This is a genomic window from Rhizobium glycinendophyticum, assembly GCF_006443685.1.
GTDB lineage: Bacteria > Pseudomonadota > Alphaproteobacteria > Rhizobiales > Rhizobiaceae > Allorhizobium > Allorhizobium glycinendophyticum.
This window is the reverse complement of the sequence record NZ_VFYP01000003.1, coordinates 276566-294424: the sequence shown is the minus strand read 5'-3', so window position 1 is coordinate 294424 and position 17859 is coordinate 276566. Positions and strand designations below refer to the sequence as shown.

Here is a 17859-nt window from a genome sequence, read left to right as displayed (position 1 = left end):
TCGCGGGCGCTCAGGCCTCGCTGCTCCGGCTTTTGCCTAAAGTTCCAACGCATCTTTCAGCGTACGTGTTTCCGCAACCGAGAGGTCAAGATCAGCCTCGATATGGTCGATGTGATGCAGCATCAGACGTGTCGCCTCTGCCACATCACTTCGCTCCAGCGCATTGAGAATCTCGTCATGTTCGTCATGACCGCAACTTGAGATGCCGGTCCGGCCATAGAGCGCGATGACCAGCGAGGACCGCGCCACCAGTTCGCCCATAAACTTTTCCAGCACCTGGTTGCCGGCGACCTTGGCCAGCATCAGATGAAAATCGCCAGATGCCTTTATCTCCGCGCGGCGGGCCGAGGCACCGCGTTCGGCGCGGTAGCGGGCCTCTTCCTTCAGATGCTCGCGGAAAGCGGCGATCTCATCCGGTGTAATGCGCTCGGCTGCAGCGGTAATGATGCCGGATTCGATAAGGCGACGTGAGGCAAAGACCTGGCGGGCCTCTTCGGTGCTCGGATTGGAGACGAAGGCGCCGCGATTGCGCTCGGTGCGCACAAGTCCTTCGAAGGCCAGCATCTGCAGCGCATCGCGCACCACCGTGCGGCTGACATCGAACAGCGTGCCAACCTCGGCTTCCGAGAGCTTGGTGCCCGGGGCCAGACGCCTGTCAACTATCGCATCGCGCAACGCGTCCCGGATCGCGCGAGCGCGATCTTCCTGGTTCGGGTCGAGATGTCGGCGCAGCGAGCTCTTCGCGTTCATTTATCCATCCGTGTCGTTCTTCCTTTTAGCCAGCATGTGGGGCGAGGGGAAGCCCGTGGCCAAATATTGCATCACAACATTGCATACAATCTACCTTTGATATTGGCTGCAATCGATTAATTCGTGTGCATGCATTCGTGCATGTTGCACATTCCGCAAGCGGCGCAGAAGGCTGCCCCCGACAATTCAAGGGTTTGGCAGATGGGAGCGCACTTGGCACGGCTTATGCATTCTTCATGGCAGCAGAAGGAGCCGTCATGACGAAAGCCGCTGAGATCGAACTTGCAGCCGTCTCCAAGGTGTATGGGACTGCCACGGCCGTGCATGCCATCAGTCTCAAGGTTCCGGCCGGCACCTATTGCTGCCTGCTCGGCCCCTCCGGTTGTGGTAAGACGTCGACGCTTCGGATGATCGCGGGCCATGAAAGTGTATCGTCCGGCGACGTGATCTTCGGCAACGCCAATGTCACGGATCTGCCGCCAGCGAGCCGCGGCACGGCGATGATGTTCCAGTCCTATGCGCTCTTCCCGCATCTCGATCTTGTCGACAATGTTGCCTTCAGTCTGAAGATGAAGGGCGTCGACAAGGAGACCCGCCGCCGCGAGGCGTTGGAGATGCTGAAGCTGATGCAGCTTGAGCCCTATGCGAGCCGTCGGCCGGCGCAACTGTCCGGTGGGCAGCAGCAGCGCGTAGCGCTTGCCCGCGCACTGATCACCAAGCCGGAAGCGCTGCTGCTCGACGAGCCGCTCTCGGCACTTGATCCCTTCCTCAAGATCCGCATGCGGGCGGAACTCAAGAAGCTACAGACCACGCTCGGCATCACCTTCGTGCATGTGACCCATAGCCAGGAAGAGGCGATGGCGCTCGCCGATCTCATCGTCGTGATGAACGAGGGGCGCATCGAGCAGGCGGCGACGCCGCGGACGGTGTTCGAGAAACCCGCCACGGCTTTCGTCGCCCGCTTCATGGGTGACCACAACGTGCTTTCCGGTCGCATCGTCGAGCGCACCGTCGACGGGCTGTTCATCGAGGTGGTCGGGGGCGGGCGCTTCTATGCAGGCGGGACGGCGTCCGTCGAGCAGGACACTGCAGAGATTGCCATTCGCACCGACCATGTGCGCATCGGTTCGACGACGGTCGATGGGCTCGGCTTCGACGGCATCGTCTCCAACGTCGAATATCTCGGCGCCAAGGTGAAGCTGACGGTCACCACGGCCTTTACCGATGAGTTCACCGCCGTGCTCAGCGACGCGGCCTTTTTCGCGTCGCCGGTCAAGGTTGGCGAGGGCGTGACCCTGTCATGGGACAAACAGGATTCGATCGTCCTCGGACGCGTCGAGAAGTGAAACCAAACCAAGAAAACCAGGAGAACAGCATGACTGCCAAGAAGACTCCCAAGGGCGTTTCGCGCCGTACATTCTTGAAAACCGCATCGGCCGCGGCCGGCCTCGCCGCTGGTTCGGGCGCTATTACCGGCTTCCCGACCATCTGGGCTCAATCGAACATTACGCTCCGCCAGTTCGGCACGGGCGTGTCGAACATCAATGCGATCGCCGAGCAGTGCAAGAAGGACCTCGGCATCACGCTCGAGATGACCGCGACCGATTCCGACGCTGCTGCCCAGCGTGCCGTGACCCAGCCGAACTCCTATGACATTGCCGACATCGAATACTGGATCCTCAAGAAGGTCTATCCGACCGGCGTGATCCAGCCGATGGAAACGAAGAAGCTCAAGTATTACGACAAGGTCGTGCCACTCTTCAAAACCGGCAAGCTGCTGCCCGACAGCGTGATCGCGCAGGGGACTGCGCCGCATACTGTCGGTTATGTCGAAAGCAAGGATGCCAAGACCTTCGCCTCGGGCGAGACCGAGCTCTTCACCATGATGCCGACCATCTACAATGCCGACACGCTCGGCATCCGTCCGGATCTGGTCGGTCGCGAGATCACCACCTGGGCCGACATCATGGACCCGGCCTTCAAGGGCAAGACCTCGATCCTCAACATTCCGTCGATCGGCATCATGGATGCGGCGATGATCTGCGAAGCCATGGGCATCATCAAATATGCCGACAAGGGCAACATGACGAAGGCCGAGATCGACACAACGATCGATTTCCTCATCAAGGCCAAGCAGGACGGCCAGTTCCGCGCCTTCTGGAAGTCGTTCGACGAGTCCGTTAACCTGATGGCCTCGGGCGAAGTCGTCATCCAATCGATGTGGTCGCCGGCCGTTGCCGCCGTCCGCTCGAAGGGCATCGCCTGCAAATACCAGCCGCTCAAGGAAGGCTATCGCTCCTGGGGCGGCGGTCTGGGTCTCGCCTCACACCTTTCCGGCGCGCAGCTCGACGCGGCCTATGAATACATCAACTGGTACACGTCCGGCTGGGTCGGCGGCTATCTGAACCGCCAGGGCTACTACTCCGCCTGCATGGAAACCGCGAAGGAATTCATGTCTGCCGACGAATGGGGCTACTGGATCGAAGGTAAGCCGGCGGCCGGCGACATCCTCTCTCCGGAAGGCAAGGTGATGGAAAAGGCCGGTGCAGTTCGCGACGGCGGCTCCTTCGAAGAGCGGATGGGCAAGGTCGCCTGCTGGAACTCCGTCATGGACGAGGACCGCTACATGGTCCGCCGCTGGAACGAGTTCATCGCGGCTTGATGTCTTACCCTCGCTTGAGGGGGAGGGTCGGCGCATCGCGCCGGGGTGGGGTGTACGCTTCTCGTGGATCACCCCCACCCGCGGCTTCGCCGCGACCTCCCCCCTCAAGGGGGAGGTATATGCTCCTTTCTCCCCGCTTGCGGGGAGAAGGTCCCGGCAGGGGGATGAGGGACATCTTCACATGCGGAATGCTGATCGAGCGACAGGAGACGTAACATCATGGTGGAAGTCCGATTTCTGGGCGTCGGCGAGCCGAAGCCGAAGCGCGTGATCCGCGTGCCACTCGCGCTTGTCTCCTATCTGCAGGCGACGCCGCTGGCGCTGATCCTGGGGGCGTTTCTGCTTCTGCCGATCCTGATGATCGGGACCGTGTCCTTCTGGGACTACGACTTTGCCCAGATGTATCCCGACTTCGTCACTTTCAATTATACTGAGACGCTGGGCTCGTGGGTGACCTGGAAGACCTATCTCAACACCTTGAAGTTCGCCGTCATCGTCTGGGCAATCACGCTCTTCGTTGGTTTTTGGGTCGCTTATTTCCTCGCCTTCCATGTGCGGACATCCGCGATGCAGAGCGTGCTCTTTCTTGTCTGCACCGTGCCATTCCTGACATCCAACATCATCCGCATGATCTCCTGGATCCCGGTCCTCGGCCGCAACGGGCTGATCAATTCGGCGCTGGTGAATGCCGGGATCATTCCGCAGCCCATCGAGTGGCTGCTCTATTCGGATTTCGCCGTCGTGCTTGCCATGGTGCATCTCTACACGCTGTTCATGGTGACCCCGATCTTCAACACGATGATGCGTATCGACCGTTCGCTACTCGAAGCCGCGCGCGATGCAGGCGCCAGCGGCTGGCAGATCCTGACTAATGTCATCCTGCCGCTCTCCAAGCCCGGCATGGCGATCGGGACCATTTTCGTCGTGACACTGGTGATGGCGGATTTCTCCACGGTGCAGGTCATGTCTGGCGGCCAGAGCGCTTCCGTTGCACTGATGATGAAGAACCAGATGTCGCTGCTGCAATACCCGGCCGCTGCCGCCAATGCCGTGGTGCTCCTGATCCTGGTCCTGCTGATGGTCGCGGCGATCCTGCGCGTCGTCGATATCCGGAAGGAACTCTAAGATGCATTCCGACAAGCGTCCCCGCGAATTCTACATTCTCGCCGCCTTCTTCGCGCTCTTCGTGCTCTTCCTCTATGGGCCGCTGTCCGCGATCGTCATTCTGTCCTTCCAGGGGCCGAATGGCGGTCTGACCTTCCCGCTCAATGGTGTGTCCCTGCACTGGTTTGCAAATCTGTTCGAGACCCAGGCGGTGGGTGATTTCGGCGGTTCCTTCCGCCGCTCCTTCGCGCTCGGACTTATGGTCATGATCGTCACCGTCGTCGTTTCGCTCTTGGCGGGACTTGCCTTTCGCCGCAAGTTTATCGGGGCAACGCCGCTTTTCTATCTCTCGGTCGCAAGCCTCGTGGTGCCGTCGATCATCATCTCGCTCGGCATCGGCGTGTTGTTCAGCCAGTTCGGCCTGCAGCCCGCCTGGTATTCCTCGGGCTTCGGCGCGCATCTGACCTGGACGCTGCCCTTCGGCGTCTTGATCATGTTTGCGATCTTCAACCGCTTCTCGCCGGCTTACGAAGAGGCCGCCCGCGACCTTGGCGCGACGTCCTGGCAGACATTCCGCCATGTCGTCCTGCCGATGATCGCGCCGCCCTTGATCGGGGTCGGGCTGTTCGGCTTCACGCTATCCTATGACGAGTTTGCCCGCACGCTGATGACCTCGGGGACCTACAATACGCTGCCGCTCGAGATCTACGGCATGACGACCAACGTGACGACGCCGGTGCTCTATGCGCTAGGTACGGTCACCACGCTGTTTTCGCTGCTGGTCATTGGCGGCACGCTCGGCCTCATCGTTGCGATGAACCGCCGCAGAAGCCAGGGCTGAGTTGCATGAAAATTGCCGTCATCAATCCGAACACAACCGCCAGCATGACCGCGACCATTGCGGATGCCGCGCGACGGGTGGCCCATGCGGATACCGAGATCGATGCGATCACCTCGTCGATGGGGCCGGTTTCGATCGAAGGCTATTACGACGAGGTCTTCGCCATTCCCGGGCTTCTCGTTGAGATCGCCCGGGCCGAGCGCGAGGGCGCAGATGCGATCGTGATCGCCTGTTTCGACGATACCGGTCTCGATGCCGCCCGCGCTCTTGCGTCTATCCCCGTCATCGGTATCTGCGAGGCGGCCGTCTCCGCCACCGCCTTCATCGCCCAGCGTTTCTCGATCGTGACGACCATGGAGCGGTCGCGGTTGCCGGTCGAACATCTCGTACACCGCTACGGCATGGGCGGCCGCTGCAGGGTGCGGGCGGCGGATGTGCCGGTACTTTCGCTGGAAGACCCGAATTCGAATGCCCGCGACCGGCTGCGCAGTGAAATCTCGGCGGCGCTGAAGGACGACAAGGCGGAAGCGATCGTGCTCGGCTGTGCCGGCATGGCGGATCTCACGGCGGCGCTGAGGCTGGAATTCGGCGTTCCCGTCGTCGACGGTGTTGCGGCGGCCGTGAAGCAGGCGGAAGCGTTGGTGGCGCTGGGGCTCTCAACCGCCAAGCGCGGTGCTTATGCGACGCCGATCCACAAGCTTTATCGTGGTGACCTCGCTCGCTTCTCGCCCGAAGCCATGGGCGTATGAGTATGGCCGGAGCTCCGGAGATCCGCCTGCTATCGGCTGCCGAGGTCGAGGAACTCATTGGCTGGGCCGCGCTGGAGGGCTGGAATCCGGGACATGGCGATGCCTCAGCTTTCCGCACGGCAGACCCTGCTGGTTTCATCGGCTGTTTCGTTGAAGGGCGGTTTGCAGCCGGCATTTCGGCCGTGCGCTACGGGTCCGGCTTCGGGTTCATCGGCCTCTATATCTGTCATCCGGATCTTCGAGGGCGGGGCCTCGGGCGGCTGGTGTGGGATGCCGGTATGGCGCATCTCGGCGGTCGCGTGATCGGTCTAGACGGCGTCGTCGAGCAACAGGGGAACTATGCTCGCATGGGCTTTGAGCCGGCCTATGACACGGTGCGCTGGAGCATCGAGCGCATGCCGGGTTTGTCCAAGGCTGATGCCACTTGCCACGCTGTCGGCGCTGCCGATGTCGCCGATATCCTCCCCTTCGATCAAGGCTTCTTTCCAGAGGCGCGCGAGGGCTTTCTCACCGCTTGGCTTCAGTCGCCACGGCGCGCCTTTGTCTGCCGCCGGCAGGGTGCGGTCGCTGGCTATACGGTGGTGCGGCCCTGTCGCCGTGGTCTCAAGATTGGGCCACTTTTTGCCATGGATGGACGCACAGCCGAGGATTTGCTCAAGGTTTGCCTCGCAAATCTCGGTGGTGCGGAGATCCATCTGGACGTGCCTGATTATCAGCAGGGGTTCCGTTATCTGCTGGAACGTATGGGGTTCAAACCCGGCTTCAAGACGACGCGGATGTACCGCGGAGCACCGCCCTCTCTGCACAAGGCCGGTGTCTATGCAATTACCACCCTGGAGCTTGGCTGAGCCTCACTCCGACACGCCTGAGGGCGCGGCCGTGGGCAGCATGCCGCGATAAATGCCAGGCGACGAGTCTTCGATCGGGATTGCGCCGACACTTCGCCGATAGAAATCGATAGGACCGGCGCCACCGATCACGGCATAGCCATAACCCTGCTCGCGCATGTCGAGCAAAGTGCGCAGCAGAAGCGCGTGACCTACACCTTTGCCACGGGCTCTTTCATCGACCCCTGTTGGTCCGAAGAAGCCCTTCATGGTGGCCTCGTGACAGGCGAAACCGAGCAGGCTGTCGCACTGATGGGCAATCCAGCAGGTCACTGGCTGACGCATGATGGCGGCCGTCGCCTCGTCGGCCCAGCCGGCGCCGAAGCGTGGCCGGATCCAGTCGCAGATTGCCGTCAGTTCGGGAACCAGCGCCCGGCGCAAGGTGATGCCCTGCTCTGCCATGCGCGTGTCGAGCACGGGGTCGGCCTGCAGGTCGTAGAGCTTCACCAGCATATCTGTTGCCAAGTCACGTCTCCCGATGCTCTGCCGCAAATCCGAGGCCGAGAATAGCAGCGCCGATCAGGCCGGGTTCGACACGGCATGTGGCAGGCACAACGATCGGATGGGCAAACTTGCGCAGGATGCGGCGGCGCAGCGCCACGTCGATAGCCGAAATCAGGGCCGGCACATTGGACAATCCGCCGCCAACAGGCAAGATCGTTGTTCCCGTGACATTCACGACGAGAGAGAGAGCGTCGGTCAGGATGTCAATATAGACGTCGAGGGTCCGGGCGGCGGTTGCGTCGCCAGTCTGCCAGTCGGCGAGGATGTCCTCGCTCGTTTTTATTTCGCCATGCAGTTCTCGGTGCAGCTTTTCCAGACCACGGGCGCTACAGACAGCATCGATGCAGCCGACCTGGCCGCAGCCGCATTGGAAGCGGGGGACACGGACCGGCGGGGTGCCGGCTTCGTTGGCCTGGACAGGGCCGTGGCCCCATTCGCCGGCAAATCCGCCGGCGCTGTTGATCAGCTTGCCGTCGATGACGAGACCGCCGCCGACACCCGTGCCGAGGATGATGCCGAAGACGACGCGGTGGCCACGGGCAGCACCGATGCCAGCCTCGGCCAGAACGAAGCAGTCCGCATCGTTGGCGATGACGACGGGAAGCCCAAGGGCTCGTTCCAGGTCTGCCTGCAACAGCCTGCCGTGGACGCAAGGTATATTGGCGACGACGGCCTTAGCCGTGTCGGGATCGATGACGCCGGCGATTGACAGTGCAACACAGTCAGGGCGCTTGCCGGCCTGTGTTTCCGCCTCGGTGATAACGGCAGCCAGCGTGGCGACGAAGGCCTCGAAATCATGCAGTGGCGTCGGCTGGCGCAGGAAGGGCCGAATGTCGTCGGCCGAATATGCGACCGCACCCTTGATCGCGGTGCCGCCGATGTCGAAGCACACGATCATGCTGTGGCCCTGTCTTGCAGCGAAGCGGTTTCGTAGACACAGCTTCCGCCGATCCAGGTGGAGCGGAGGTCGAGTGCCTCGTCCAGCAAGACGAAATCGGCGCGCTTGCCGCGTTCCAGAGTGCCGCGATCGGCCGCACCCACCGCTTCCGCCGGGTAGACCGTTGCCATGCGCAGGGCTTCGTCGAGGGGCGAGCCCAGCCTTTGATGGACGAAGCGGATGCAGGAGAGCATGTCGATATCGGCGCCGGCCAGTGTTCCGTCGGCAAGCGTCAGACGGCCGTCGCGGCGGTAGACGGTTCGGCCGTTCAGGTCGAAGCTCGTCTCATCAGAGCCGATGGTCGACATGGCGTCCGTCACCAGGAAAATGTGCGCCGGACCCTGCTTGGCAGCCAGCGCCACCCGCATGCTGACCGGATCGACATGGAAACCGTCGGCGATCAGGCCGCAATGCAGGGCAGGGGATGTCAAGGCCGCACCGACGAGACCCGGCTCGCGATTGCCAAGCTGGCTCATGGCATTGAACAGATGGGTGACCATGCTGGCACCTGCCTCGACATAAGTCGTGACATTGGCGCTCTGCGTGTCGGTGTGGCCAAGGCTGACGCGGTAACCGGCGGCCTTGAGGCGCTTCACCTGCTCCGGCGTCACGCTTTCCGGGGCGACGGTTATCATGGAAAGGCCAAAGCTGCAGGCCACGCCTTCGAGATAAGCGAGATCGTCCTCCGTCATTGGGCGAATGAGGGCCGGGTCGTGGGTCCCTTTGCGGGCGACCGACAGATGCGGGCCCTCGAGATGTAGGCCGAGATAGCCGGGCAGGCTGTGGGCTTCAGCTTCCGCGCCAGCGGTGATCGCCATCCGCTTCAGTTCCGGACGGTCGGTGATGAAGGTGACCATCAAGGCTGTCGTGCCAAAACGGGCATGGGCCTGGCAGATCGTGCGGATACCGGTCTCGGTCGGATCGTTATTGAACAGGGTGCCGCCGCCGCCATTGACCTGCAGGTCGATAAAGCCAGGCGTTATCAGCGAGACTGGCGTGCCGGATCGAGGCATGCCGGCCGGCAGTTCTGCCTGGGAGACGATCGAAAGGATCTTGTCCCCCTCCACGACCAGAGCGGAGTCGGCATGCATGCGGTTGCCGTCAAAGATGCGGCGAGCGGTAACGGCAAAGGCTGGTTTCATTGAGTCTCGGTCACCTTTTTCAGCGCGACGGGCTTGTCCGGGTTGAAACCCCGGGCGCGCGACAGAGCTTCTATGAAGCCATAATACGGCACGATCAGTGCCAGCGCATCCGTGATCGGATGGCCGGTGGCAACGAAGGGCAGTCGATGTCCGCCCGTGCCAAAGTCCGATGTTATGAAGCAGGCGGCATTCCCTGCGGCCAGCTTCGAGATTGTCTGGACGATGGAGGCTTCGGCCTTGTCGCGCGCAGCGAAGCCTACGACAGGGAAGTCTCGGCCAACGATCGAAACCGGCCCATGCAGCACCTCTGCGGAGGAATAGGCCTCGGCATGGAGTTCGCAGGTTTCCTTGCATTTGAGGGCGGCTTCGGCGGCAATCGCCAGGGCCGGACCACGGCCGAGCATATAGAGCGAGTCGGCTGTTTCCAGCGGCTGCAGCAGGGGGCTCCAATCCAGTCCAAGTGCCTTGGCGAAATGGTCGGGGAGGGTGGCCACGGCCCGTTCGAGATCAGCGTCACGTGTCCACGCCGCGATGATAGCAAGGCCGGCAACGATCGAGTTCACGAAGGATTTCGTCGCTGCGACCGCAATTTCCGGACCTGCCATGATATCGACGGCATGCGTTGCGGCCTCGGCCAGAGGTGATGGCAGCGTGTTGACGAGGCTGATCGTGGTCGCCCCGCCGTCGCGCGCACCTTTCGCCATCGCAACAATGTCAGGGCTTGCGCCCGACTGCGACACGGCGAAGGCTGCGGCGTTGCCGAGCTTCATAGGCCGCTCATATATCGAGGCGAGCGAGGGACCAAGCGAGGCGACAGGAAGCCCCAGCTGCAGTTCGATCGCATATTTCAGGAAGAAGGCGGCGTGATCGGAAGAGCCGCGGGCGACGGTGACGACCACAGAGGGGTCCTTATCGAGAAGGGTTTGTGCGCAATGGGTAATTACCGAAGAGGATGTATCCAGAAGACGAGCGGCGGCGGCCGGTATCTCGTCGATTTCCTCTCGCATTTTCGTCGTCATAAGTTCGCTTTCGGTTGCGCGCTCGTCTATCTTTGGAGCGTCAGGTCTGTGGCTTCATCGGCGCGCCGATGCTGAGTTCGGCCACGAGGTCGTAGGCATCGCTACGGTAAAGGGCCGTCGACATTTCCATGACGCGCCCGGTTTCGAGATAGGCAATCCGCTGTACCGACAGCGCCGCAGACCCCGGAGGGACCCCGAGCAGCTTGGTTTCCTCATCCTTGAGGAGGACGGCAGAAATCCGCTGATTAGCACGTACGGGGCGGATATTGCTTTCCAGCAGGTGCAGATAAAGCGAGTTTTCCACCGCATCCGGGTCGGGCAGCAGATCGTCCGGAAGGCTGGTGCGTTCGAGGGCGATCGGCATGTCGTTGGCTGTTCGCAGACGATCAAGGCGAGAGACGCGGGCACCCCCGGCCAGGCCCAACATCATGGTTTCCTCGGCCGTCGGATAGAACAGGCCGCGCCCGAGCCAGCGGGAACCGGCCACCATGCCACGTCTGCGCATGTCTTCGGTGAAGGAGGTCAACTGGCTGAGCGGCTGCTGCATGCGCTGCACTGGCTTTACGACAAAGGTGCCGGAGCCGCGCCGGCGGACGAGCAGGCCCTCGCTCACCAGTTCGTCAATTGCCTTGCGTACCGTGACGCGGCTGATGTCGGCAGCATCGGCAATATCGCGTTCTGCCGGAAGCGCGTCGCCATGCTTCAGGCGGCCTGAGGCAACAGCCTCCTCGATCATCATCCGCAGCTTCACATAAAGCGGGCCGCCGCGCATGGATTGCAGTTCGCTTAGAGGCAGTGTCCCGTTCATGCCGCGCACCCGCCTCGGCTTCTGCCAAAGGGCAGACGGCTCGAATTGCCGGATGCTCGGATGATGTTCGGCATGGTATGGTCCCGTAATCTCGTTGGCCAAAACCATACCAACTCAAAACCTATTCCGCAAATGGTTTTGCTTCAAGCATAAAAATCGGGTGAAAATTAACAATTTCGTCTGAAATACCAAGCGTTTGCACGGTTTCCGCCGGATCTGCACGAAATTGGCTTTACGATTGGCCTTTGTTTGGTATTGTAAAATTAATGAACGGACGCGGGAGTGCTTGTGAAGCGCTTACTGCCGCCTACGCCAATTCAGGTGTGGCGGTGGAAGGGGTTGCCTTGAGCGCCTCCGTCGTCTGGTTCGCGGTCTCGTGAAAATCATTTTCACGATCGGGCAGTATTTTGCTTGATCTGTTGACGATGACGGTTTTTTGACGCAGTCTGCGAAAAATAATTACGAAAGCAGGGGAATGTCATGAAGGTCGCCATAATCGGACTCGGATTCCGTCTTGGATATTTGGGTCGGGTGTTCCGTGAGCTCGATCCGAGCTTCGAGATCGTCGGTTATGTGGATCCGGCGCCCGCTGGGATGGCGACTTTGGCCGAGAACGGCATTTCCGCAGGCGTGGCCCATACGACACCGGAAGCATTGATTGCCGCAGGCGGGTTCGATCTCCTGATGATCGGATCGCCAAACCACATGCATCTCAATCATATCCGTCTCGGCCTGGAAGCCGGTCTCACCGTCTTTACCGAAAAGCCGATCGTCACCAGTGTCGAGGAAAGTTTTGCGCTTGCCTCCTTGCTGCACACCTATGGCCATGATCGTCTTCTGGTCGGTCTCGTCCTGCGTTACTCGCCGCTTTACCGCGACCTGCGCAAGGCCCAAGCCGAAGGGCGTCTGGGTGACGTCGTTTCGATCGAGGCGTCGGAGCACATTCAACCGTATCACGGTGCATTCTTCATGCGCGACTGGCGCCGCTACGGTCGTTATGCCGGCGGTTTCATGCTGGAGAAGTGCTGCCATGACCTCGACCTCTACAACGGCGTGGTCGGTGCGCGGCCGCGTTTCGTGGCAAGCTTCGGCGGGCGCAAGAGCTTCATCCCGGCGAACGCTCCGCAGAATTCCGGCATCAACGACATGGAAGTCTATCACCGCAAGCCGAGCGGCTGGGAAGGCTCCGACAAGGTCTTCGACAGCGACGGCGATATCATCGATTACCAGACCGCGATCGTGGAATACGAGAACGGGGTGTCGATGACCTTCCACACCAATCTCAACGTGCCGGACGAATTCCGCCGTTTCTGCGTGATCGGCTCCAAGGGCATGGCCGAAGGCGATTTCGTGCGCGGCTTCATGGATGTGCACGATGCCCGCACCAACGAGAAGGTCGTCGCCAACACTTATTCCGCGCCGTCGGCCCTGTCGCAGCATTACGGTGCCGACGAGCAGATGGCGGAAGACGTCATCGCTTTTGTGCAGATCGGCGCCAAGCAGCCGGTTTCGGCCGTCGATGCACTTGAAGCCGGCATCCTGGCACTTGCTATGGACGAGGCTCGCTTCGGGCGCAAGGTCGTCGATCTTCAACCTGTTTGGGAGAAGTTCGACGCGTGCCTGCATGGTGCGCCCGGTGCCGTCCAGGCGCGTTCGGCTTAAGGGAGCGGTCGGATGCAAGCTCGCCGTAGCGCTATCCTCTTTGCCTGGCTGCTGATTGCGCCGGCCCTTCTCTATATTGCAGTTATCGTCGCCTATCCGCTGGTCGAAACCTTCATTCTCTCGTTCACGGACGCCTCACTCAAGAAGACGACCAACTGGGTCGGCTGGGTGAACTACGAGAAGATCTTTAACGACACCTTCGGCACCGTCATCGTCCGCACTTTCATTTGGACCTTCTTCTCGGTGTCGATCAAGATGATCATCGGTACGTTCGGTGCCGCGATGCTGAACTCTGCCGTGCCCGGCCGCACGCTGTTTCGCGTGCTAACCATGCCGCCCTGGATCGTGCCGATGGCGATCGGCATCTTCATGTGGGGCTGGATGTATAACGGCCAGTTCGGCATGATTTCCGGTATGCTCCAGCGCATGGGCGTGGTCGATGGTCCCGTTGCCTTCCTGGCCTATGGCTCGACTGCCTTTTGGGCGACGATTTTCACCGATGTCTGGATCGGCGTGCCGATGGTCACGCTGTACATGCTGGCGGCCATGCAGGCGATTCCGCAGGACCTCTATGAGGCCGCCTGGACCGATGGCGCTGGACGCGGTTACCGCTTTCGCCGCATCACACTGCCGCTCATCCTGCCCGCCATGATCACCATGTCGATGCTGTCTTTGATCGCGACCTTCAACTCCTTCGACATCATCTGGATCCTGACACGCGGCGGCCCGAGCGGCGAGACGACGACGATGATCATCGACACCTATCACACAGCGATCGGGTCGAAGAAATACGGGGAAGGCGCTGCACGTGCCGTGCTGATCTGCATCTTCCTGTCGATCTTCTGCTTTGCCTATTTCCGCGTGACGAGCCGGCTTTCCCAGGAGCACGCCCGATGAGCTACGACAAGACAGCCCTGATCAACCGCTACAAGTGGTACGAACTGATCGGTATATATGCGGGCATCGCCGTGTTCCTGACCTTCGTGCTAGCGCCCTTCGTCGAAGGTTTCCTGGTGTCGCTCAAGCCACTCAGCCAGTTGTTTTCCTCGCCCTATCGCTTCTGGCCGGAAAACGGCTCGTTCGAAGCCTATCGGACGATGTGGGTGAGTGTTCCCGGCTTTGCCCGCTACATCTTCAACTCATTCTTCATCTCCACGGTGGCGACTGTCATCGTACTCCTTCTGGTGGTGCCGGCCTCCTATGCATTCGCCCGTTTCGAATTCAAGGGCAGCGGCCAGCTGCTCGGTGCCTTCCTTGCCGTCAACATGTTCTCGGGCGCCGTTCTGCTGATCCCGCTCTTCCGGCTCATGCGGTCGCTTGGCGTGCTCAACACCTATTTCGCCATGATCGTGCCGGGGGTTGCCTTCCTCATCCCTTCCGCCATCTGGCTTCTGCGCACATACATGATGCGCATTCCGCGCGAGCTGGAAGAGGCGGCCTATGTCGATGGCGCCGGCTATTTCTACACTTTCCGGCGTGTGGTCCTGCCGCTCGCCACGCCGGGCATCGCCGTCGTCGCGATCACGACCTTTATCGGCGCCTATGCCCAGCAGTTCATCTTCGCACTCACCTTCAACTCCAAGACGGAATACATGCCGTTGCCGATCGGACTTTTCGCCTATTTCGGCCGTCAGGAAGTCATCTGGAACGAGTTGATGGCCGCAAGCTTCGTCGGCATTGCGCCGGCGATGATCGTGATCTTCTTCCTGCAGCGATATCTCGTCAGCGGCCTGACCGCCGGGGCGATCAAATGAGCTGCCAACCATAATTCGGGCCAACCGGACGCTTTCAACCTGTCAACAAAGGGGAACTACCGATGACGAAGAAACTGACCATGCTTGCAGGCTCTTTTGTCCTGCTTGCGAGCTCGGCGCTCACCACGCTGGCTGCCGACCAGGAAATCTCCTGGATCTATTGCGGCGACAAGATCGACCCGATCCACGAGAAGTACATCAAGGAATGGGAAGGCAAGAACGAAGGCTGGAAGGTGAAGCCGGAAGTCGTCGGCTGGGAACAGTGCCAGGACAAGGCGACCACGCTCGCCGTCGCCGGCACGCCGGTTGCAATGGCCTATGTCGGCTCGCGTACGCTGAAGGAATTTGCCCAGAACGATCTGATTGTTCCGGTTCCGATGACGGACGAGGAAAAGGCCTCCTACTATCCGAACATCGTCGACACTGTCACGTTCGAAGACACGCAGTGGGGCGTTCCGGTCGCCTTCTCGACCAAGGCGCTCTACTGGAACAAGGACCTATTCAAGGCTGCCGGCCTCGACCCGGAAACCCCGCCGAAGACCTGGGCTGAAGAAATCGCCTTCGCCAAGCAGATCAAGGAAAAGACTGGGACTGCCGGTTACGGCCTGCCGGCCAAGACCTTCGACAACACCATGCACCAGTTCATGCACTGGGTTTACACCAACAACGGCAAGGTCATCGACGGCGACAAGATCGTCATCGACAGCCCGGAAGTCCTCGCGGCTCTGCAGGCCTACAAGGACATCACGCCTTACTCCGTCGAGGGTGCGACTGCCTATGAGCAGAACGAAATCCGCGCCATCTTCCTTGATGGCAAGGTCGGCATGATCCAGGCCGGCTCGGGCGCCGCCTATCGCCTCAAAGACACCAAGATCAACTGGGGTGTTGCACCGCTGCCGAAGGGCCCGTCGGCCAAGGGTGAAGGCACGCTCCTCATCACCGACAGCCTTGCCATCTTCAAGGGCTCTGGCGTCGAGGAAAAGGCGACCGAATTCGCCAAGTACATCACCTCGACCGATATCCAGCATGAATACGAGCTGCAGGGAGGCGCAGGCCTCACCCCGCTGCGCCCGGGCGCTGTCGTTGACCAGTTCGTCGCCAACGAGCCCTTCTGGAAGCCGTTCATCGACGGTATCGCCTATGGTGGTCCGGAGCCGCTCTTCACCGACTACAAGGGCTTCCAGAACGTCATGATCGAGATGGTCCAGTCAGTTGTCACCGGCAAGGCCGAGCCGGAGGCTGCCCTCAAGAAGGCTGCGGGCGAACTCGAGCAGTACAAGTAATCTCGGACAACCGAGGCTCCGCGGGCCGGGTTCGGCCCGCGGATTTCATCTGAAATGATCAGCCGGTCGCGTTGACAGGCCGGCACGCGGGGACAGAAGTCGTGGGACAGCTATTTCTCAAAAAGGTGCGCAAGTCGTTCGGACATTTCGAGGTGATTAAGGGCGTCGATCTCGAAGTTCAGGATGGCGAGTTCGTTGTCTTTGTCGGTCCCTCGGGCTGTGGCAAGTCCACGCTGTTGCGGATGATCGCGGGTCTCGATGACACCACCGACGGCGACATCGTCATTGATGCCGAGCGGGTGAATGACAAGCCGCCGGTCGAGCGCGGCATCGCGATGGTGTTTCAGTCCTATGCGCTCTATCCGCATATGTCCGTCTTCGAGAACATCGCATTTCCGCTTCGGGTCGAAGGACTGCCCGAGGAGACGATCCGCGAGAAGGTCGGGGCGGTTGCCAAGATCCTCCAGCTCGACCAGCGCCTGCAACAGCGCCCGGGCATGCTCTCCGGCGGCCAGCGCCAGCGTGTTGCGATTGGCCGCGCCATCGTGCGCGAACCGAAGATCTTTCTGTTCGACGAGCCTCTATCGAACCTCGACGCGGCATTGCGTGCCGACATGCGCATCGAGCTCACCAAGCTGCACCGCGACCTGCAGGCAACGATGATTTACGTGACCCACGACCAGATCGAGGCCATGACCATGGCCGATCGCATCGTTGTGCTGAACGCTGGCAATATCGCCCAAGTCGGCGCGCCGCTTGAGCTCTATCACAAGCCGCAGAATACCTTCGTGGCCGGCTTTATCGGCAATCCCAAGATGAATTTCGTCCCCGTCACCTGTGTTGGTGTCGACGCTGTCGGCGTGACTATTTCTTATGAAGGCCAGACGGCGCTCATCCCCGTTGATGGCCGTGCCGATCTCGTCGGCAAGACACTGACGCTCGGCATCCGGCCTGAGCATACGCGCCTTAGCGACGGCGACATCAACATCATGGTCACTCCGTCTGTTATCGAGCGGCTGGGTATCAACACGATTGCCTATGCGGTGCTTCCAAATGGCGAGCCCTACTGCGCCCTCCTGCCGGGCTCGGCGCCGGTCAGAGCCGAGCAGCCAATGACGACAGGCATCATGGCGGCGGATTGCCACCTTTTCAATGCCGACGGCCAGGCGCTGGAGCGTCGGATCGACTGGCGCACGCTTGATCTTCCGGCGTCGGTTACCGCTGCCGAATAAGCCTCCTCCCGGCCAAGGCCAAGCCTGGTCCGCCCTCGGGCGGACCTTTTTTGTGGGCGGAAAACAGTGTGCGTTACTCCGGGAAACCGTCGAATTGCGGTAGATCGTCGAGAATATCGTACCAGGGCGCCTTTGAACCGACGAAGATATGCATCGTTGGCTTCATAGACGGCGCGTCGTTCAAGGTGCCCATCGGTATGTGCACTTTCACAGTGCCGTTCTCGGCGATCCAGGAATAGACGAGTGAGCCGCAGGTTCGGCAATGCATGTCGTATATCCCGTCGGGATTTCCGTGGCGGAAGAGGTCTTCCCTTCCCTCCGTTACCTCGAAATCCTCAACCGCGACGCCGGCAATCGGCTTGAATGCCGCGCCGGTGGTACGACGGCATTTCGAGCAGTGGCAATTGATTGCGTAGAGAAAGTTATCCAAGACCATATAGGCCACGGCACCGCACATGCAGCCGCCGCGCAGCCGGACTTTTTTTGCAGCTCTGTTCTCCTCGTCCATGATCATCCTCCCGCGGT

The 17859-nt window shown here is 60.9% G+C and carries 18 protein-coding genes; 11 read left to right on the top strand and 7 right to left on the bottom strand.

Going from position 1 to position 17859, the window contains the following annotated elements; translation table 11 throughout:
• Positions 1-36 precede the first annotated feature (36 nt).
• Complete coding sequence (locus FJQ55_RS18530; protein ID WP_140830673.1) at positions 37-750, bottom strand: GntR family transcriptional regulator; 714 nt, start codon at positions 748-750, stop codon at positions 37-39.
• 257 nt (positions 751-1007) lie between these two features.
• Between FJQ55_RS18530 and FJQ55_RS18525 the strand changes: the two genes are divergently transcribed.
• The 6 genes from FJQ55_RS18525 to FJQ55_RS18500 all read left to right on the top strand — a co-directional run bounded on the left by FJQ55_RS18525 (position 1008) and on the right by FJQ55_RS18500 (position 6954).
• Positions 1008-2096 (top strand): ABC transporter ATP-binding protein, encoded by a 1089-nt coding sequence (locus FJQ55_RS18525; protein ID WP_140830670.1) that lies wholly within the window; start codon positions 1008-1010, stop codon positions 2094-2096.
• Positions 2097-2125: 29 nt separating this feature from the next.
• Complete coding sequence (locus FJQ55_RS18520; RefSeq protein WP_140830668.1) at positions 2126-3412, top strand: ABC transporter substrate-binding protein; 1287 nt, start codon at positions 2126-2128, stop codon at positions 3410-3412.
• Between the two features lie 219 nt (positions 3413-3631).
• Positions 3632-4537: an ABC transporter permease gene (locus tag FJQ55_RS18515; protein ID WP_140830666.1), complete on the top strand. Its 906-nt coding sequence runs from the start codon at positions 3632-3634 to the stop codon at positions 4535-4537.
• A gap of 1 nt (position 4538) precedes the next feature.
• Positions 4539-5357, top strand: a complete 819-nt coding sequence (locus tag FJQ55_RS18510; protein ID WP_140830663.1) for an ABC transporter permease — start codon at positions 4539-4541, stop codon at positions 5355-5357.
• Positions 5358-5362: 5 nt separating this feature from the next.
• The gene (locus FJQ55_RS18505; protein WP_140830661.1) at positions 5363-6106 is read left to right on the top strand and encodes an aspartate/glutamate racemase family protein; all 744 of its coding nucleotides are present in this window, start codon (positions 5363-5365) and stop codon (positions 6104-6106) included.
• A 2-nt stretch (positions 6107-6108) separates the two neighbouring features.
• Entirely contained in the window at positions 6109-6954 is an 846-nt protein-coding gene (locus FJQ55_RS18500) for a GNAT family N-acetyltransferase (protein ID WP_342781723.1), read from the top strand.
• 3 nt (positions 6955-6957) lie between these two features.
• Here the strand turns inward: FJQ55_RS18500 and FJQ55_RS18495 are convergent, their stop codons facing one another.
• The 5 genes from FJQ55_RS18495 to FJQ55_RS18475 are packed head-to-tail and all read right to left on the bottom strand — an operon-like array spanning position 6958 to position 11403.
• Positions 6958-7446, bottom strand: a complete 489-nt coding sequence (locus FJQ55_RS18495) for a GNAT family N-acetyltransferase (protein WP_140830924.1) — start codon at positions 7444-7446, stop codon at positions 6958-6960.
• Between the two features lie 13 nt (positions 7447-7459).
• Positions 7460-8395 (bottom strand): ROK family protein, encoded by a 936-nt coding sequence (locus tag FJQ55_RS18490; RefSeq protein ID WP_140830656.1) that lies wholly within the window; start codon positions 8393-8395, stop codon positions 7460-7462.
• A complete protein-coding gene (gene nagA, locus FJQ55_RS18485; protein ID WP_140830653.1) occupies positions 8392-9576 on the bottom strand; it encodes an N-acetylglucosamine-6-phosphate deacetylase in 1185 nt (394 codons plus the stop codon). The genes FJQ55_RS18490 and nagA overlap by 4 nt, the downstream gene beginning before the upstream one ends.
• Positions 9573-10595, bottom strand: coding sequence for an SIS domain-containing protein (locus tag FJQ55_RS18480; RefSeq protein WP_140830650.1), 1023 nt, complete (start codon positions 10593-10595; stop codon positions 9573-9575). Before FJQ55_RS18480 ends, nagA begins: the two co-directional genes overlap by 4 nt.
• 40 nt (positions 10596-10635) lie before the next feature.
• Positions 10636-11403, bottom strand: a complete 768-nt coding sequence (locus tag FJQ55_RS18475; protein ID WP_140830648.1) for a GntR family transcriptional regulator — start codon at positions 11401-11403, stop codon at positions 10636-10638.
• Between the two features lie 480 nt (positions 11404-11883).
• Here FJQ55_RS18475 and FJQ55_RS18470 point away from each other — a divergent pair, with 480 nt between their 5' ends.
• The 5 genes from FJQ55_RS18470 (at position 11884) to FJQ55_RS18450 (ending at position 17334) form a co-directional block, all read left to right on the top strand.
• Positions 11884-13065: a Gfo/Idh/MocA family protein gene (locus tag FJQ55_RS18470; protein ID WP_140830646.1), complete on the top strand. Its 1182-nt coding sequence runs from the start codon at positions 11884-11886 to the stop codon at positions 13063-13065.
• 12 nt (positions 13066-13077) lie between these two features.
• Positions 13078-13962, top strand: coding sequence for a carbohydrate ABC transporter permease (locus FJQ55_RS18465; RefSeq protein WP_140830643.1), 885 nt, complete (start codon positions 13078-13080; stop codon positions 13960-13962).
• Positions 13959-14819 carry a carbohydrate ABC transporter permease gene (locus FJQ55_RS18460; protein ID WP_140830640.1) on the top strand — a complete coding sequence of 287 codons (861 nt, stop codon included), beginning with the start codon at positions 13959-13961 and terminating at the stop codon, positions 14817-14819. Before FJQ55_RS18465 ends, FJQ55_RS18460 begins: the two co-directional genes overlap by 4 nt.
• Before the next feature lie 80 nt (positions 14820-14899).
• Positions 14900-16102 carry an ABC transporter substrate-binding protein gene (locus FJQ55_RS18455; RefSeq protein WP_425467557.1) on the top strand — a complete coding sequence of 401 codons (1203 nt, stop codon included), beginning with the start codon at positions 14900-14902 and terminating at the stop codon, positions 16100-16102.
• A 101-nt stretch (positions 16103-16203) separates the two neighbouring features.
• Complete coding sequence (locus FJQ55_RS18450) at positions 16204-17334, top strand: ABC transporter ATP-binding protein (RefSeq protein WP_140830635.1); 1131 nt, start codon at positions 16204-16206, stop codon at positions 17332-17334.
• Positions 17335-17407: 73 nt separating this feature from the next.
• Here FJQ55_RS18450 and FJQ55_RS18445 read toward each other — a convergent pair whose 3' ends face one another.
• On the bottom strand, positions 17408-17842 hold the full coding sequence (locus FJQ55_RS18445; RefSeq protein ID WP_140830633.1) for a GFA family protein: 435 nt from the start codon (positions 17840-17842) through the stop codon (positions 17408-17410).
• Positions 17843-17859 lie beyond the last annotated feature (17 nt).

What these genes read in the sequence shown, in the direction of transcription:
- FJQ55_RS18530 (WP_140830673.1), bottom strand. Translation starts at nt 750, where the DNA reads ATGAACGCGAAGAGCTCGCTGCGCCGACATCTCGACCCGAACCAGGAA.
- FJQ55_RS18525 (WP_140830670.1), top strand. Translation starts at nt 1,008, where the DNA reads ATGACGAAAGCCGCTGAGATCGAACTTGCAGCCGTCTCCAAGGTGTAT.
- FJQ55_RS18520 (WP_140830668.1), top strand. Translation starts at nt 2,126, where the DNA reads ATGACTGCCAAGAAGACTCCCAAGGGCGTTTCGCGCCGTACATTCTTG.
- FJQ55_RS18515 (WP_140830666.1), top strand. Translation starts at nt 3,632, where the DNA reads ATGGTGGAAGTCCGATTTCTGGGCGTCGGCGAGCCGAAGCCGAAGCGC.
- FJQ55_RS18510 (WP_140830663.1), top strand. Translation starts at nt 4,539, where the DNA reads ATGCATTCCGACAAGCGTCCCCGCGAATTCTACATTCTCGCCGCCTTC.
- FJQ55_RS18505 (WP_140830661.1), top strand. Translation starts at nt 5,363, where the DNA reads ATGAAAATTGCCGTCATCAATCCGAACACAACCGCCAGCATGACCGCG.
- FJQ55_RS18500 (WP_342781723.1), top strand. Translation starts at nt 6,109, where the DNA reads ATGGCCGGAGCTCCGGAGATCCGCCTGCTATCGGCTGCCGAGGTCGAG.
- FJQ55_RS18495 (WP_140830924.1), bottom strand. Translation starts at nt 7,446, where the DNA reads ATGCTGGTGAAGCTCTACGACCTGCAGGCCGACCCCGTGCTCGACACG.
- FJQ55_RS18490 (WP_140830656.1), bottom strand. Translation starts at nt 8,395, where the DNA reads ATGATCGTGTGCTTCGACATCGGCGGCACCGCGATCAAGGGTGCGGTC.
- nagA (WP_140830653.1), bottom strand. Translation starts at nt 9,576, where the DNA reads ATGAAACCAGCCTTTGCCGTTACCGCTCGCCGCATCTTTGACGGCAAC.
- FJQ55_RS18480 (WP_140830650.1), bottom strand. Translation starts at nt 10,595, where the DNA reads ATGACGACGAAAATGCGAGAGGAAATCGACGAGATACCGGCCGCCGCC.
- FJQ55_RS18475 (WP_140830648.1), bottom strand. Translation starts at nt 11,403, where the DNA reads ATGAACGGGACACTGCCTCTAAGCGAACTGCAATCCATGCGCGGCGGC.
- FJQ55_RS18470 (WP_140830646.1), top strand. Translation starts at nt 11,884, where the DNA reads ATGAAGGTCGCCATAATCGGACTCGGATTCCGTCTTGGATATTTGGGT.
- FJQ55_RS18465 (WP_140830643.1), top strand. Translation starts at nt 13,078, where the DNA reads ATGCAAGCTCGCCGTAGCGCTATCCTCTTTGCCTGGCTGCTGATTGCG.
- FJQ55_RS18460 (WP_140830640.1), top strand. Translation starts at nt 13,959, where the DNA reads ATGAGCTACGACAAGACAGCCCTGATCAACCGCTACAAGTGGTACGAA.
- FJQ55_RS18455 (WP_425467557.1), top strand. Translation starts at nt 14,900, where the DNA reads ATGCTTGCAGGCTCTTTTGTCCTGCTTGCGAGCTCGGCGCTCACCACG.
- FJQ55_RS18445 (WP_140830633.1), bottom strand. Translation starts at nt 17,842, where the DNA reads ATGGACGAGGAGAACAGAGCTGCAAAAAAAGTCCGGCTGCGCGGCGGC.